A 16059-nucleotide genomic window follows, 5' to 3' on the forward strand; every position below is an offset into this window, starting at 1 on the left:
ATAGATGAAAAAACATTTACTCGTGATCTTGCCGCATCCTGACGATGAATCTTTCGGAGTCGCCGGCTTGATCGCCTTAAACCGAAAAGAAGATATACCTGTAACATACGCGTGCCTGACGCTGGGCGAGATGGGAAGAAATATGGGAGACCCGCTTTTTGCCAATAGGGAAACCCTTCCGCTGCTCAGAAAGCAAGAGCTGATCGACGCCTGCAGGGAAATGGATGTACAGGACTTGCGCATGCTCGGATACCGCGATAAAACGCTCGAATTCGAGGATGAAGAAAAACTGGCCGATCGAATAGAGGCTGTCATTGATGATGTAAACCCGAGCCTTGTTGTGACGTTTTATCCGGGACACGGCGTTCATCCTGACCATGATGCGTGCGGTGCCGCGGTTATCAGGGCATTATCGCGGAAAAAGAAAGAAGACCGGCCGCGCGTCTTATGCATGGCCATCACCCACCACAGGGAAGAGGTTCTTGGCAAACCTGATGTCGTTCTTGATATCAAAGAAGCCGCAGATATTAAAATGAACGCGCTCAAAGCGCATAAATCTCAAACAGGCGGCTTTATGAAAGAAATCGAGAAAAAACTCGCCAATGGCGAGCCGGTTGTTGAGACATGGTTTGAAAAAGAAACATTTTGGACCTATCAATGGAATGATTAAAATGATCAAAAAAGGTGTCGGGCATATGAGCCCGGCACCTTTTTACACGCTTTGAGTGTGAATATAGCGGTTTTGAATGCGTTTGAGCCTGAAAAACAGCCCGACTGCACCGGCTGCGAGCCCCGTGATCAGTCCGATCCAGTACCCGAAAGCTCCGAATGAAGTATACGTTCCGATCACAAAACCGACCGGAAGCCCGATAATCCAATACGAGACGAGAGCTGTGACAAGCGTGTAGTTAACATCTTTATATCCTCTGAGCGCTCCTTGAATAGGCGCGGCGATGGCATCTGACAGCTGAAAAAACAACGCAAATAGCAAGAAGTCCTTTGTCAGAAGCAGCACATCCCGGTCAGCCGCATACAAACCGGCGATTTGCTCTCTGAACAGTAAAATGATGAGTGCGGTGAATAATGAAAAACCGACCGCTATTGAAATGCCGAGATAGCTGTAGGTTCTCGAGTCTTTAAACCGTTTTGCTCCGGCCTCAAAGCCGACGACAATTGTCAGCGTCATCGATACGCTCAATGGAAGCATGTAAAGAAGCGAAGCGAAATTCATTGCCGCCTGATGGGAAGCGATCGTGACCGTGTCAAAATGGCTCATCAGCAAAGTGACAGCTGCGAATATACTCGTCTCAAAGAAGATGGCGAAACCGATCGGAATGCCGATCTTCAGCAGTTTCATACTTTCAGCAAAAGAAAATGAATAGAATGTTCCAAAAATCCTAAACTGGTGAAACGGCGTCTTTTTGTGGACGATGTATAAAGAGATCAGACAAATGCACCAATATGTGATGGCGGAAGCCATACCGGCTCCTGCTCCTCCAAGCTTTGGAAAGCCGAAGTTCCCGAAAATGAACAAATAATTCAAAACAAAATTAATGGGCAGAGAACAGAGCGTAACCAGCATCGTCACCCGCGTTTTTCCGAGTGAATCAATAAAGCAGCGCATCACATTGTAAACAAACAACGGCAATATGCCGAGCCCGATGCAGATTAAATATTGCTTTGCGATGACCGCTACCTTCTGTTCAAGATCGAGATTCTCAAGCACCGGATCAATCAGTAAGTACCCGGAGACGATCACGGCAATGCTGATGATTCCGGCCACATAAATCGATTGAATAACAGTATAAGGGACATCCTTTTGCCGCTTGGCCCCCATCAGTTGGGCGACCATCGGTGTTACAGCCGTCAAAATGCCGGCAAGCCCTGTATAAACCGGGGTCCACAAACTCGAGCCGATTGCGACGCCGGCGAGGTCGGCGGCACTGACTTTGCCTGACATCACCGTGTCGAGAACCGTAATGAGCGACAGTCCCGCTTGCGTAATCAAAATCGGAATTAAAATCGTTAAAAACTGCCTTGTTTTCTCCCGCAAATCCTTTGTTTCCCTCATATCAGTTCCCCGTTTCTTTTGGATAACGAGAGAAATTATAACACGTTATGTATAAAATGCAATAAATGTCTGTTCAATCTTTTTTCGCCTGTTTTGCTTTTTTAAACATTTGCACATAAATAAAGGAAAGAGAAAGAATTCCTAAACACGTACATAAATATTGACATATTTTTTGAATGGTCAAGAAGATTCACCTCCATATCTTAAAATGCGTCATAAAAGGAGGAAACATGCATGAAAGCGGCGGTAATAAACCGGAAGTTTTTTTATGTGTTTTCTAATAGTAAATAACGACTATTGATATACAAAAACAAATGAGTATTAAGTGTTAATTTTACATTTATCTTTATATTAAGATAGGAAATAAGAATCTATAGATGAAATAGTAAAACGCCGTTCGATCTAAAAAAAAGATACTCCCAATTCCGGATGTTGGCAAAAAAAATGTATGATATAGTCAATTTATGGTTTCGTGGAGGAATTGGTGCTGAAATGTAGAAATGTATAAGTGATCCTGATCTTTGCTTTTCGATTAGGCAATAGATGAGGATTGATCGGCGATTTACGGTAAACTAATGAATAAGAATACGCAGTTTTTACACCCTCAACTTGAACGCTGGGCTTGACCGTTTGATCCGAAAAAGAAAATCGGCTGTAAAACGGCACAGAAATCCGCATGTTACGGCGTCTATTCGGGCTGTTTCGGCACATGCAGCATATCCAGTTAACTCCTTCTCGCTGTTTTTCACCATGAACCTCTGATTTTAAAACAACTGATCATCGTATTTCCGAAAACTTAAAACTCAAACCTTTGCAAAAAAAGCACCCGATATCTCGAGCATTGAAAAAAGTGTTGATTTTTGTCAATGTGCCTATCAGTCTGTATTTTTAATAAGAAATTTGTAAAAAGGCAAAAAGACTATTAAAAAAATATAAATTAGACCGATACAAATCGTGAATTGCATTTTTTGCTTAAGAATATAAAAGGGGGCTTTCAGCCAAAGGCCATCCATACGGTGATCAGATCACCTGCCTGACCGGCTGGATAAAGTCTTAAGCAATGGCAAATGTAATGGCATACATAGAGAGAACGAAAATGAAACGGGAGGTTAAGAGGTTATGAAGAAGAAGATAGCAGTAGGTTTGGCGGCCTCTGCGGTAGTTGGAACTTCATTGGCGGCGTCACCGGTAGAAGCCCAAACCATCAAGGTGAAAAGCGGAGACTCACTGTGGAAGCTTTCAGCTGAGTACAATACCAGTGTTTCGGCACTTCAATCAGCCAACAATCTTTCATCTACAGTTATTTATGTCGGACAAACTTTAAAAGTACCGGACGGCAAGTCAAAAAGCAGCTCACAGACAAAATCCGCAAGTTCCAGCTCAAGCACTGCAAAGTCAACTTACACAGTGAAATTAGGAGATTCCTTGTGGCTGATTGCCAAAGACTACAAAACAACCGTAAAAGAGATTAAAAACTTAAACGGTCTGAGCAGCGATATGATTTACCCGGGACAAAAGCTGGTCATTAAAGGAAGCGCGAAAAACACCGGTTCCAGCTCTGGCTCAAGTTCGAGTTCCAGTTCGAAATCATCCAGCTCATCCTCAAGCTCGCAAAGTTCAAGCAGCACATACAAAGTCAAATTGGGCGATTCTTTATGGAAAATTGCCAATAATTTGAATATGACAATCGCCGAAATCAAAACGCTGAACAACTTGAAGTCGGACACGATCTACCCGAACCAGGTTCTTAAAGTGAAAGGAACGGTTTCCAGCGGAAGCAAAACATCTTCTGGTTCGTCTTCAAATTCTTCATCAAGTAAAACGAACACAAGCAGCAGTTCAAAAACGACCACTTACACGGTTAAACCAGGCGATTCTCTGTGGAAAATTGCAAATTCGATGAATGTGACAGTACAAAGCATCAGAGAAGCTAATCGATTAAAAACAGATGTCCTGCAAGTCGGCCAGAAGCTTAAAATCTCCGGTGCATCGACTTCCGGATCATCCGGCAGCCCGTCTTCCAGCTCGCCGAACTCTTCAGTTTCAACCGGCACTTCGACAAGTGCAAAGGTCGAACGGATGATTGCAGAAGCAGAAAAGCATATCGGCGTGCCTTACAGATGGGGAGGCAACAACCCTTCAGGCTTTGACTGCAGCGGATTCATCTATTACACGTTGAACAAAGTCACATCTGTCTCAAGGCTGAGCGCAGCCGGATACTGGAGCGTCATGTCACCAGTCAGCCAACCTTCAAGAGGAGACTTCGTTTTCTTCCAAACATATAAAGCGGGCCCTTCACACGTCGGCATTTATTTAGGAAACAACAAGTTTATCAATGCCAACGATTCCGGTGTCACTGTCAGCGACATGAACAATTCCTACTGGAAACAGCGCTATCTCGGCGCAAAACGGTATTCATTCTAAAAAAGCCATTTTATATGGCTTTTTTTTTGCGTGTTTTCAGGATAGGAAGGACAGGTTTAATGCCCCTCTTCGTTGTCTAAACTGAAAAGAAAAGCGAAGGGGGGAGCCGTTTGAGAACATTACATTACATATTGGTCACATGTATGGCCGTTTGTTTGGCAGCTGCATGCACACAGCAGAAAGAAATTCAGCAAAAAAATGTCGACCAGGAACATAGAGAAACCTTTGAAGCGATGACACAGCCGTTAAAAGTACCGCTGATCAAACGCGACGGTACGGAAACCGGTTTTATAGAAGTGTCTGAATCCGCTGCAGAAGGCCTTGATATCAGAGTCAGCGCCCATAATCTGCCGCCGGGAATGCTTGCTTTTCATATTCATGAAACGGGCGTGTGTAAAAAGCCTGATTTTGAAAGTGCGGGTGCTCATTTCAATCCTGACCAAAAGGAGCACGGCTTTCACAATCCGAAAGGACCGCATGCCGGTGATTTGCCGAATATTGAAGTCGGAGCCGACGGCAAAGTCGACGTTATCGTAAATGCGCCGGACGTCACCCTCGATCAGAAAAGCAAGTTCAGTCTGCTTGATCATGACGGAAGTGCTTTCGTCATTCATGAGCATCAGGATGATGATCTGACAAATCCATCCGGAAACTCCGGAGCCCGGATGGTTTGCGGAGCGCTGACGAACACCGGAAAAAAGTGAATCGGCGCATGGAAGCCGTTTATATTGAGGGCAGTGCATCTTTTCTAGTATACTTACATACAGAAGACGCTTTGAGAAAGGAATTTTACAACACATGAAATATGATCTGCATGAACTAGAGCTGCCTGAAAAAATAAAAGAGCGGCTGATTCAGTCTGCCGCTAAACCTGTTGCCGCGGAATACCAATCATTGATTGGAACGCCCGGTTATGAAGCGGAAGACAGCGCCATTCTCTATGACGCGATGATCGCGCTGTCACTCGGAAAAAACGTTTTGTTAAAAGGCCCGACAGGCTCCGGAAAAACAAAACTTGCCGAAACGCTCTCCGCTTATTTTCAAAAACCTATGCACAGTGTCAACTGTTCTGTGGATCTTGATGCAGAGGCGCTTGTCGGTTACAAAACGATTGAAAACACCAACGGGAACGCCTCTATTGAATTTATCGAAGGTCCTGTGACAAAAGCGATGAACAACGGCCATTTCCTATATATTGACGAAATCAACATGGCGAAACCGGAAACGCTGCCGATCTTAAACGGGGTGCTCGATTACCGGAAAATGATGACCAATCCGTTTACGGGGGACGTCATCAAAGCGAAAGAGGGATTCGGCGTGATTGCAGCGATAAACGAAGGCTATGTCGGAACGGTCCCGTTGAACGAAGCGCTGAAAAACCGGTTTGTCATTATCGACGTGCCCTACATTAAAGGTGACCTGCTGAAGCGGGTGCTTGAAACACAATCCGAACTAAAAAATCAGAAGCTGCTGAACCGGTTTGTTACCCTGTCATCGGACTTAATGACGCAGGCTCATAATGGACAGGTTTCTGAAGAGGCCGCTTCCATCAGAGCGCTTCTCGATACTTGCGACCTGTCGACATATATTCCGCCGCTGCGAGCGATCGAACGCGGCATCGTTGAAAAGCTTGATGATGAACGCGAAAAAGCGGCGGTCCGAAATATTGCCCAAACTTTGTTCGAATGAGGGTTTTTTTATGAAGTTTATTAAATTCAATGACAGCAAGATTGACTCTCTGCTTTTTATGGAGCTGACAGATCTCGCGAAAACGCTCGCGAAAAGCGATCAGGTTGAAGTGGAGTACGGGGTTCAGTCTTACTACAATCCTTTTGAGAAAAAGATCTACATGAGCCATTTTTGGAAAGACCGGAACCACCGGGATATGGTAGACGGTTTGAAAAGCGATGTATACTTGCGGTCAATCGGCTCCCGTTACAGCTCGATGAAAGACTTTTCCCGCCTGCTTGACGCGACTCGGAAATATCATTTTAAGAGTTTGGCAAAACAGTTGTTTATGCTTTTTGAAGATATCAGAATCGAAGAGTTCATCAAGAGGGAGCGGCCCGGTACAAAACCGGTATTTTCGAGCCGGAAATCAATGTACCGGAAACATTTTGCGACCCAGTTGACGCTGAATCTGGAGCGGAGCATTTTTACAGATGCTTTGTTTTGCGCTGTATATCTTAAGCTGACCGCGGAGTCGCCGCTTGATGAGATACCGGCTATCCATGAATCGGTCGATCCGATGAAGGGATTTATAGAAGCCGAGCTCGCCCGCGTATTCGAAGCGCGTTCAACTGCTGACATCGTCTCGATTGTAAGCGGGCTGATGGAAGGTTTTGAAGAGGTGCTCGAAAAAGATATGCTTAATACGTACTTCTTTTTTCCGGAATTGGAATACGAACAAGTTGACGAAGAAGCGCTTTTTCAAGATTTGAAAGCAAAACCGAAGCTGAGCGAGGATCTGACGCTTGAAGAGAAAAGTGCGGGTGATGAGGAAGTTCATGAAGAAGAAATGCCGACTTGGCACAGAGAAACGGAAGCTCCGGCGAAAAGCTTTCTCCAGTTTGATTTGGAGCACGGTGCAAAAACCGATATTTCCGGCGGGGCTTTAAGAGAAGGCGAAGACGGCGACCAAGCGCTCGGGTCAGTTCAGGGAACGGCGAAGCAGACGAAAAGAAAAGACTATTCAAAACTTGAATCGCTTGAATCTGTTCAAGATGAGCCAAACGGCGGCGCCGCACCAGCCGGCAAAGAAAACCGCTATGCGTTTTCGGTGATGAAGCCTCCGGAAAAACCTTCTAACGAAGACATATTAGACTACCAGGCTCAAGCAAAAACAATCGAATCGTATCAAAAACGGCTCAAGCAGATGATTCAAAAAACGCTCGAGCATAAAAAAACGCTCCCGAGAACCGATTTGCATGCAGGCAGATTGAACAATAAACTGCTCCGTTACTTTACAGAGCGCAATCCGCGCCTCTTCTATAAAAAGCAAGAACCGTCAACAGAGATCGACGCCGTTTTTACATTGCTCGTCGACTGTTCAGCAAGCATGCATGACAAAATGGCCGAGACGAAACGGGGCATTGTCCTGTTTCACGAAGCGCTTAAATCTGTTGCTGTCCCTCACCAAATCGTCGGTTTTTGGGAAGATACGAACGATGCGACAGAGACGAGCCAGCCCAATTACTTTCATACGGTCGTCTCTTTTGCGGATTCCTTAAAAGCAGGCGCCGGACCGCATGTCATGCAGCTTGAACCGGAGGAAGACAACCGGGATGGATATGCGATCAGACAGATGACAAAGATGCTTGTTCAAAGAAGCGAAGCTCAGAAGTTCCTGATTGTCTTTTCAGATGGGGAGCCGGCCGCATTCGATTATGAACAAAACGGGATTGTCGATACACATGAAGCCGTTATGGAAGCGCGGAAACGAAATATCGAAGTCATCAATGTATTTTTATCAAACAGCGAAATCGAAGAATCGCAAATCAAGACGATACAGGACATGTACGGAAAGTACAGCCTTTTCGTGCCGGACGTCGATCAGCTTCCCGATGTTCTGTACCCGCTTTTAAAAAAGCTGTTGAACAAAAGTATAGGCTAGATAGGACAGATGGCAGCAATACTCGCGGCCATCTGTTTTTTATCGTAGAAACACAGTGAAATATTGAAATTTTTATTATTTTTATCAACTTAATTTTTTGCGGAGCACATCGGGATGTTAAAAAATAGACGGTCAGGGGAAATATGTGAATAAATAATGAGCCGGTTTAAAAGAATTCGGTCTGAAAGTTCAAAATTATAAAATTTTTTATTTTTCAAGATGATTTTTTAATTTTATTTGAACAATCTGTGTAGAAACAAATGAGAAACAGTGGTAAAATGTACGTGGAAGCGTTTTTATTACATATTTCTGGGCGTAAGGTTCAGAAGATATATTAAGATAGTGAATCATTCACTTGATTATTAGGTTGGGGGTAATGTTCAAATGTTTCAAAATAGTATGAAACAAAGAATGACTTGGGAAGAATTTCACGGTCCGAACCTCGGCTATGTGCTGGAGCTTTACGATCAATACGTCAAGGATCCAGAAAGCTTGGATGCTGATTTAAAAGAGATGTTTGACGAACTTGGAGCTCCCCCGGGCGATATAAGGGCCGCCTCTCTAAAAAACGAAGAGGCAGATTTCACGGCTGGATCTATTCAAAAAATCGCATCAGTGATAAAACTCGCAGAAGATATTAGAACCTATGGCCATTTAAACGCTTCCGTCAATCCACTGAGAAAAACACAAGAGAAACAGGAGCTTTTTCCTCTTGCTGAGTACGGGTTAACTGAGCAGGATGTGAAAAAAATTCCGGCGTCTGTCATATGCAAAGATGCCCCTAAAGAAGTAACGAACGGTTTAGAAGCCATCCAGTACTTGAAAAACACATACAAAAAATCGATTTCTTTTGAATTTGACCATGTGCACATTTTTGAAGAGCGCAACTGGCTGATGAAAAAGATCGAATCCGGGGAATTATTCGCCCCGAAATCGAAAGAAAAGCTGGTGGAAGTTTTAAGAAGGCTGACAGAAGTTGAAAGCCTTGAACAGTTTCTCCACAAAACCTTTGTCGGGCAAAAACGCTTTTCAATAGAAGGACTTGATGCGCTTGTGCCCATGCTGGATGATATTATCGCCAAGTCCGTTTCGGCAGGTACGACAAACGTTAATATCGGAATGGCGCACAGGGGCCGCCTGAACGTTCTTGCGCATGTGCTCGGAAAACCTTATGAAATCATTTTTTCTGAATTCCAGCATGCGCCGAACAAAGATCTCGTTCCGTCGGAAGGTTCGACAGGGATCAATTACGGCTGGACGGGTGACGTAAAATATCACCTCGGCGCCAACCGTCAGATTCAGGATGAGCATACGAAAACGGCGCGCATTGCGCTCGCGAACAATCCGAGCCACCTGGAGTTCATCGATCCGATCGTTGAGGGATCGACAAGAGCCGCCCAGGAAACGAGAACGGAGAGCGGCTATCCGCTTCAAGACGTTAAAAAATCGCTGGCGATTCTGATTCACGGCGATGCGGCTTTCCCAGGGGAAGGCATTGTCGCGGAAACGCTGAATTTAAGCCAGCTTAAAGGCTATCAGGTGGGCGGAGCGATTCACATTATCGCCAATAACATGATCGGCTTTACGACGGAAAGCAATGAGTCAAGATCAACGAAATATGCAAGCGACCTTGCAAAAGGTTTTGAGATTCCGATCGTCCACGTCAATGCGGATGATCCTGAAGCATGCCTTTCAGCGGTTCAGCTCGCTGTTGAATACCGCATGACTTTCAACAAAGACTTTTTGATCGATCTGATCGGCTACCGCCGTTTCGGCCACAATGAAATGGATGAGCCGTCTGCAACGCAACCGATGCTGTATGATGCGGTCAGAAAGCACCCGACCGTCAAGAACATCTTTGCTGAAAAGCTGATTCATAACGGGATCGTCGATAATGAAACCGTCGACAAAATCGGGGACGCTGTCATGAAGCGTTTAGAAGAAGCCTATCGCAAAGTGCCGGCCAAAAAGGAAGATATGACGCATGAAATCGTTCTTCCGGAACCTGTTTCCAACGGTTTTCCGGATGTTGACACGTCGGTTGATGTTGAAACTTTGCGCAAAATTAATCAGGAGCTTGTTTCATGGCCTGAAAACTTCAACGTTTTCGATAAGCTAAAGCGAATCCTCGAAAGGCGCGCCAAAGCGTTCGACGATGACCGAAAAGTCGACTGGTCGCTTGCAGAGGCGATGGCTTTTGCATCCATTTTGAAAGACGGCACACCTCTAAGGCTGACCGGGCAGGATTCAGAACGCGGCACATTCGCACACCGCAACCTTGTCCTTCACGACAGCAAGACAGGGGACGAATTCATCGCACTGCATCACCTTGCAGATACGAAAGCGTCATTTGCGGTTCACAACAGCCCGCTTTCTGAAGGATCCGTCCTTGGCTTTGAATATGGATATAACGTGTCTTCGCCGGAAACGATGGTGATCTGGGAAGCGCAGTTTGGAGACTTTGCAAACGCGGCGCAAGTGTACTTTGATCAGTTCATTTCTGCAGGAAGAGCGAAATGGGGACAAAAATCAGGGCTCGTTGTTCTCTTGCCGCACGGCTATGAAGGGCAGGGACCTGAGCATTCAAGCGGAAGAACGGAACGCTTCCTTCAGCTGGCGGCGGAAAACAACTGGACTGTCGCCAACTTGACGAGCGCTGCCCAGTATTTCCATATTTTAAGAAGGCAGGCGAAGATGCTCCTTCGCGAGGAGATCCGCCCGCTGATCATCATGACGCCGAAAAGCCTGCTGAGAAATCCGAATACCGTATCAGAAGTGCAGGAGCTCAGCGACAGTAACTTTAAGCCGGTCTATGAAATGTCAGGACTTTCCCATCAGTATGACAAAGTGACGCGCCTCGTCCTTTCAAGCGGTAAAGTTTCGATTGACATCAGCAGCCATTTCAATAAAATGGAAGGTGAAAAAGATTGGCTGCATATTGCACGGGTTGAAGAGCTGTATCCTTTCCCTGCAAAGCATATTAAAGCGATCTTCAGCAAACTCCCGAATTTGGAGGAGATTGTCTGGGTACAGGAAGAACCGCAAAATATGGGTGCATGGAACTATATCGAGCCTTATTTAAGAGAGATTGCTCCAAAGGACGTGAAGGTCCGCTATATTGGCAGAAGAAGACGTTCAAGTCCGGCAGAAGGGGATCCGACGGTTCATAAAAAGGAACAGGAACGCATTGTATCTGATAGCTTGACTCGCAAAAATTAAGGGGGAACTAAAAAATGGCGGAAATTAAAGTACCTGAATTAGCGGAATCAATTTCAGAAGGAACGATAGCCCAATGGCTGAAACAACCGGGAGATTATGTAGAACAAGGGGAATTCCTGCTTGAGCTGGAGACTGATAAAGTCAACGTTGAATTGACGGCAGAGCAGTCCGGCGTTCTTCAGGAAGTGCTGAAAGATTCCGGTGACACGGTTCAGGTCGGCGAAATAATCGGAACGATTTCAGAAGGCGAAGGAGAAGGAGGCCAATCAACGGCTCCTCAAGCTGACGCTCAAGAAAGCGCCGGCGCTTCGGAAGAGAAGCCAGCCACGTCTGAAAAGACAGCCGAACCTCGCGAAAGCGCGAACGATGAGGCGGATACAACCAAAACAAGGACAATCGCTTCTCCGGCTGCCCGAAAGCTCGCCCGTGAAAAAGGCATCGATTTATCGGAGATTCCTACCGGTGATCCGCTCGGAAGGGTCAGAAAGCAAGATGTTGAATCTTATCAGAAGAACGAGCAGCCGCCAAAAGCTCAGCCTGAACCAAAACGCGAAACACAGGCGCCGGCTGCTAAACAAACCGAAAATGCAGGTAAACCGGTTGAGCGTCAAAGAATGTCCCGCCGGAGACAGACGATCGCCAAACGCCTCGTTGAAGTTCAGCACACCGCCGCTATGCTGACGACATTCAACGAAGTGGACATGACGGCGGTCATGAACCTAAGGAAACGCCGAAAAGATCAATTCCTTGAGCAGCATGATGTAAAGCTCGGATTCATGTCATTCTTTACAAAAGCTGTGGTCGCCGCGCTGAAAAAATATCCGCTCCTCAATGCGGAAATTCAAGGCGACGAGCTTGTGATCAAACAATTCTATGACATCGGAATCGCTGTTGCTGCGCCGGATGGCCTCGTCGTACCGGTCGTTCGGGATGCAGACCGCAAAACCTTTGCTGATATTGAAAAGGATATCGGAGAGCTTGCGAAGAAAGCGAGAAACAACAAATTGTCGCTCAACGAGCTTCAAGGAGGCTCCTTTACGATCACAAACGGAGGAACGTTCGGATCACTGTTGTCGACTCCGATTTTGAACAGTCCGCAAGTTGGTATTTTGGGCATGCATAAGATCCAGCTGCGCCCTGTGGCAATTGATGAAGAGCGTTTCGAAAACCGCCCGATGATGTACATTGCATTATCGTATGACCACCGGATCGTCGACGGTAAAGAGGCAGTCGGCTTCCTGGTTACGATTAAAAATCTGCTTGAAGATCCTGAACAGCTTCTGTTGGAAGGTTAAATCAAGAAAAAAGCTTTGGCCGCATGTACGGTCAAAGCTTTTTGTTTATCATCTGCGGGGCAGGAGAATAATTGTTATTCTTCTGCTTATTTGCTTTCTTGCTCCAGTATGTCGCAAGCCATGAGCCTGAAAGGTTATGCCAGACGCTGAAAACAGCGCTCGGGACAGCGGAAAGAGGAGAGAAGTGCGCCGTTGCCAATGCTGCACCGAGACCCGAATTCTGCATGCCGACCTCAATGGACACGGCTTTTTGTGATGCATAATCCATTTTAAAGCACTTTGCCAAAACAAAGCCAAGGAAAAGGCCGAGGCCATTATGAAGAACGACGACCGCAAAAATCAACAGCCCTGATTGAATAATGTTTTCCCGGTTGCCTCCGACGACCGCGGTGACGATGGCGACGATGCCGAGAACAGAGACGAGCGGAAGCACCTGCACCGCTTTTTTCACTTGTTTTTTAAAGAAAAATTGAACGATCAGCCCGGCGATAATCGGGAGCAGCACCGCCTGTAAAATCGACAAGAACAGTGAGCCCGGAGATACCGGAAGCCATTCTTTTGCGAAAAATAAAATGAGAAACGGCGTTAAAAAAGGGGCAAGCAATGTGGAAACCGTTGTAATCGCCACTGACAGGGCGATATTCCCCTTCGCCAAAAATGTCATGACGTTTGATGCCGTTCCCCCGGGACAGCATCCCACTAAAATGACCCCAACCGCTATTTCGGAGGGAAGCCCGAGTCCATAGGCCAGTCCAAAAGCGAGCAGCGGCATGACCGTATATTGAACCAGCACACCGATCAGCACATGCAGGGGACGTCTCAGCAGCTCTTTAAAATCGTCCGCTGACAATGTCAATCCCATGCCAAACATAATCACGCCAAGCAGGATGGTAATATAAGGGGTGATCCAGGTGAATTGCGTCGGAAAGGCAAAGCCGAGAACCGCAAACAGAATCACCCAAATGGCGAACGTTTTTCCTGCAAATTGACTGATTTTGATCAAATAACTCATAAGTCCAGCTCCTCACATCTGTAGAAAATATAACATCCTCTTATTATAATTAATATTCTGAATAATTCAATACTGGTAAAATTCGAATTTGTTTCAAATAATATTATTATGTAAACTGAAAGAAATGTTTGAAAACCTTGACGAATTCGTTTATGCTTTTTAAAATGATAGTTTGTAGCCATATGCAATTAGACCGAGAAGAAGAGGTGCTTAAGTGGAAAATCAACAAAATATATGGTCATCAAAGCTTGGATTTATCTTAGCTTCGGCCGGCTCGGCAATCGGGCTCGGCGCGATATGGAAGTTTCCTTATGTCGCCGGAACAAGCGGCGGCGGAGCATTTTTACTTATGTTTATTCTTTTTACTTTATTGATTGGGCTTCCGTTATTAATGGCGGAGTTCATTATCGGCAGAAAGACTCAAAAAGATGCCGTTGAATCCTATAAGGAGCTGGCGCCCGGCTCGCTTTGGCATTGGATCGGCCGGCTCGGCATTATCACGTGTTTTATTCTGCTGTCTTTTTATAGTGTTGTCGGCGGCTGGATCATCATTTATATTATCAAAGGACTGACCGGCGAACTGTCAAGAAGCACGGATTATGCAGGTCTTTTCGGAGAGACAATTGCAAATCCGTATCTCGTTCTTGCGAGCCAGTTTGCATTTATCATGATCACGATTCTTGTTGTTGCAAAAGGAGTCAGAAGCGGAATTGAAAAAGCGAGCAAGTTTATGATGCCTGCTCTGTTCGTTATTTTTCTGCTTTTGATCATCCGTTCGCTTACACTTCCCGGTTCAATGGAAGGATTGGAATTTTTCTTAAAACCTGATCTTTCCCATATCACAGCCAAAACGGTGCTGTTTGCGCTTGGACAATCCTTTTTCTCGCTGAGTGTCGGTGTTTCCGTTATGGTAACGTACAGCTCTTATTTATCGAAAAAAGAAAACCTTATACAGTCGGCCGTTTCAGTGACATTGCTCAATGTATCTGTAGCGATTCTTGCCGGGTTTGCGATTTTTCCGGCCGTTTTTTCATTCGGATTATCTCCTGATGCCGGCCCGATGCTGTTATTTAATGTGCTGCCGTCAGTCTTTCACAAGATGCCTTTGGGAATCGTCTTTTTATTGGCGTTTCTGCTCTTATTTTTATTTGCTACACTGACGTCCGCATTTTCAATGCTTGAGATCCTTGTTTCTTCCTTATCAAAAGGGGATCCTAAAAAAAGACAGGCTTTCGCTTGGGGCGGGGGAATTGCGATTTTCCTATTCGGAATTCCTTCAGCATTATCATACGGCGTGCTTCAGGATGTATCGATTTTTAATCTATCTATTTTTGATGCGGCGGATTACCTTGTCAGCAATATTTTAATGCCGCTCGGCGCTTTGCTCATCGCCGTTTTTGTGCCGCTCAAAATCCCGAAAGAAGAGCTTTTTGCCGAATTGAGGGAGGGCTCTAAAATCAGCAGAAAATGGTTTGCAGCATGGCTTTTGCTGATCCGCTACGCCGCTCCGATCGTTATTATTGTCGTCTTTTTGGACGTCATTGGCGTATTTTAAGATTGAATTGTTTATAAGGCCGGATTTGTCCGGCCTTTTTTTCATGCAGACAGTTTGTCAGCGGTACTTTCTTTTCTCTCTGTGAAATGGCAGCGGTATGACCGGCAAGGGAAGTGTTTGATTAATCGGCTTTTTTCTGCGGCAGACATATTAAAAAGGCCTGCCGTGAATTCGTTCTTGACGATTTTACCGGCAGGCAGAAGAGGGGGATACTTTGACTTTGATTAAGGCTTGCGGAATGTTACAGTTTGGCCGTTTCGATCAAACCAGCCTTTAAAGGCCCAGTTAATCCAGCCGCCGTCTCCCTGGTTTGTAAATTGTCCGCTTTCAAATACCCAAATGCCGTAAATCACGCCATGATAGTTGGCAGATCCATAAAATTTTACTCCTCTTAAACCGTTGTGATAGCCTTGGCTTAAGTTGAACACCATGACATTGTATCTTTGCCCTGCAGAATAAAAAGCGGTTTCCATGCAGTTTTTGACGAAACCGCTGCGGTTATTGCTTTGAACGATGGCGTCTCTAATCGAGTTTCCGATTCCTAAGAGGTCGAGGCTGATGTTGAGATTAATAGCGGAAGTTTTAAACTGTTGTTTTTCCTGGTCCAATGACTGATTGAGAGATGTGGATATAGACATAGAAGGCAAGGTTGTAACAGAACTGTCCGTATGCTTTGATTCTTTCGCTTCTGATAAGTACGGCAAACAAGTCAAACCGAGCATTAAGGCTGTAAAGAAAGCAAACATTTTTTTCATGATTTACCCTCCTAAAATAAATTTGCCATTTTCGAAAAACTGACCGGCTGAATCAGACAAACATCGACAGTTTATTCATTTATTCCCTCCCTTCTTGTAGAATAGCTTAACGAGT

General features: G+C 45.4%; 11 protein-coding genes. 8 read left to right on the forward strand and 3 right to left on the reverse strand.

The features are described 5' to 3' along the window. The first annotated feature begins 4 nt into the window (after positions 1 to 4). Complete coding sequence (gene bshB2 / locus M1E03_RS10350; protein ID WP_025811289.1) at positions 5 to 670, forward strand: bacillithiol biosynthesis deacetylase BshB2; 666 nt, start codon at positions 5 to 7, stop codon at positions 668 to 670. A gap of 42 nt (positions 671 to 712) precedes the next feature. Here the strand turns inward: bshB2 and M1E03_RS10355 are convergent, their stop codons facing one another. Continuing rightward, entirely contained in the window at positions 713 to 2071 is a 1359-nt protein-coding gene (locus M1E03_RS10355; RefSeq protein ID WP_023857362.1) for an MATE family efflux transporter, read from the reverse strand. Between the two features lie 1119 nt (positions 2072 to 3190). On the opposite strand from M1E03_RS10355, the gene M1E03_RS10360 reads away from it, so the two are divergent. The 6 genes from M1E03_RS10360 to odhB all read left to right on the forward strand — a co-directional run bounded on the left by M1E03_RS10360 (position 3191) and on the right by odhB (position 12622). Next, positions 3191 to 4495 carry a C40 family peptidase gene (locus M1E03_RS10360; protein WP_020451824.1) on the forward strand — a complete coding sequence of 435 codons (1305 nt, stop codon included), beginning with the start codon at positions 3191 to 3193 and terminating at the stop codon, positions 4493 to 4495. A 110-nt stretch (positions 4496 to 4605) separates the two neighbouring features. After that, the gene (locus M1E03_RS10365) at positions 4606 to 5199 is read left to right on the forward strand and encodes a superoxide dismutase family protein (protein WP_020451823.1); all 594 of its coding nucleotides are present in this window, start codon (positions 4606 to 4608) and stop codon (positions 5197 to 5199) included. Positions 5200 to 5293: 94 nt separating this feature from the next. After that, positions 5294 to 6184: an ATP-binding protein gene (locus M1E03_RS10370; protein ID WP_023857357.1), complete on the forward strand. Its 891-nt coding sequence runs from the start codon at positions 5294 to 5296 to the stop codon at positions 6182 to 6184. Between the two features lie 10 nt (positions 6185 to 6194). Continuing rightward, positions 6195 to 8108, forward strand: a complete 1914-nt coding sequence (locus M1E03_RS10375; RefSeq protein WP_458110768.1) for a cobaltochelatase CobT-related protein — start codon at positions 6195 to 6197, stop codon at positions 8106 to 8108. A 384-nt stretch (positions 8109 to 8492) separates the two neighbouring features. Further along, positions 8493 to 11327 carry a 2-oxoglutarate dehydrogenase E1 component gene (sucA, locus tag M1E03_RS10380; RefSeq protein ID WP_020451820.1) on the forward strand — a complete coding sequence of 945 codons (2835 nt, stop codon included), beginning with the start codon at positions 8493 to 8495 and terminating at the stop codon, positions 11325 to 11327. A 14-nt stretch (positions 11328 to 11341) separates the two neighbouring features. Continuing rightward, entirely contained in the window at positions 11342 to 12622 is a 1281-nt protein-coding gene (gene odhB / locus M1E03_RS10385) for a 2-oxoglutarate dehydrogenase complex dihydrolipoyllysine-residue succinyltransferase (RefSeq protein ID WP_020451819.1), read from the forward strand. Between the two features lie 31 nt (positions 12623 to 12653). Here the strand turns inward: odhB and M1E03_RS10390 are convergent, their stop codons facing one another. Next, positions 12654 to 13634 carry a bile acid:sodium symporter family protein gene (locus M1E03_RS10390; RefSeq protein ID WP_026579553.1) on the reverse strand — a complete coding sequence of 327 codons (981 nt, stop codon included), beginning with the start codon at positions 13632 to 13634 and terminating at the stop codon, positions 12654 to 12656. 214 nt (positions 13635 to 13848) lie between these two features. Between M1E03_RS10390 and M1E03_RS10395 the strand changes: the two genes are divergently transcribed. After that, positions 13849 to 15189 carry a sodium-dependent transporter gene (locus M1E03_RS10395; RefSeq protein ID WP_025811297.1) on the forward strand — a complete coding sequence of 447 codons (1341 nt, stop codon included), beginning with the start codon at positions 13849 to 13851 and terminating at the stop codon, positions 15187 to 15189. A 224-nt stretch (positions 15190 to 15413) separates the two neighbouring features. On the opposite strand, the gene M1E03_RS10400 is transcribed toward M1E03_RS10395, so the two are convergent. Further along, on the reverse strand, positions 15414 to 15944 hold the full coding sequence (locus tag M1E03_RS10400; RefSeq protein WP_020451816.1) for a hypothetical protein: 531 nt from the start codon (positions 15942 to 15944) through the stop codon (positions 15414 to 15416). Positions 15945 to 16059 lie beyond the last annotated feature (115 nt).

Source organism: Bacillus sp. PK6-013 (genome assembly GCF_054161445.1).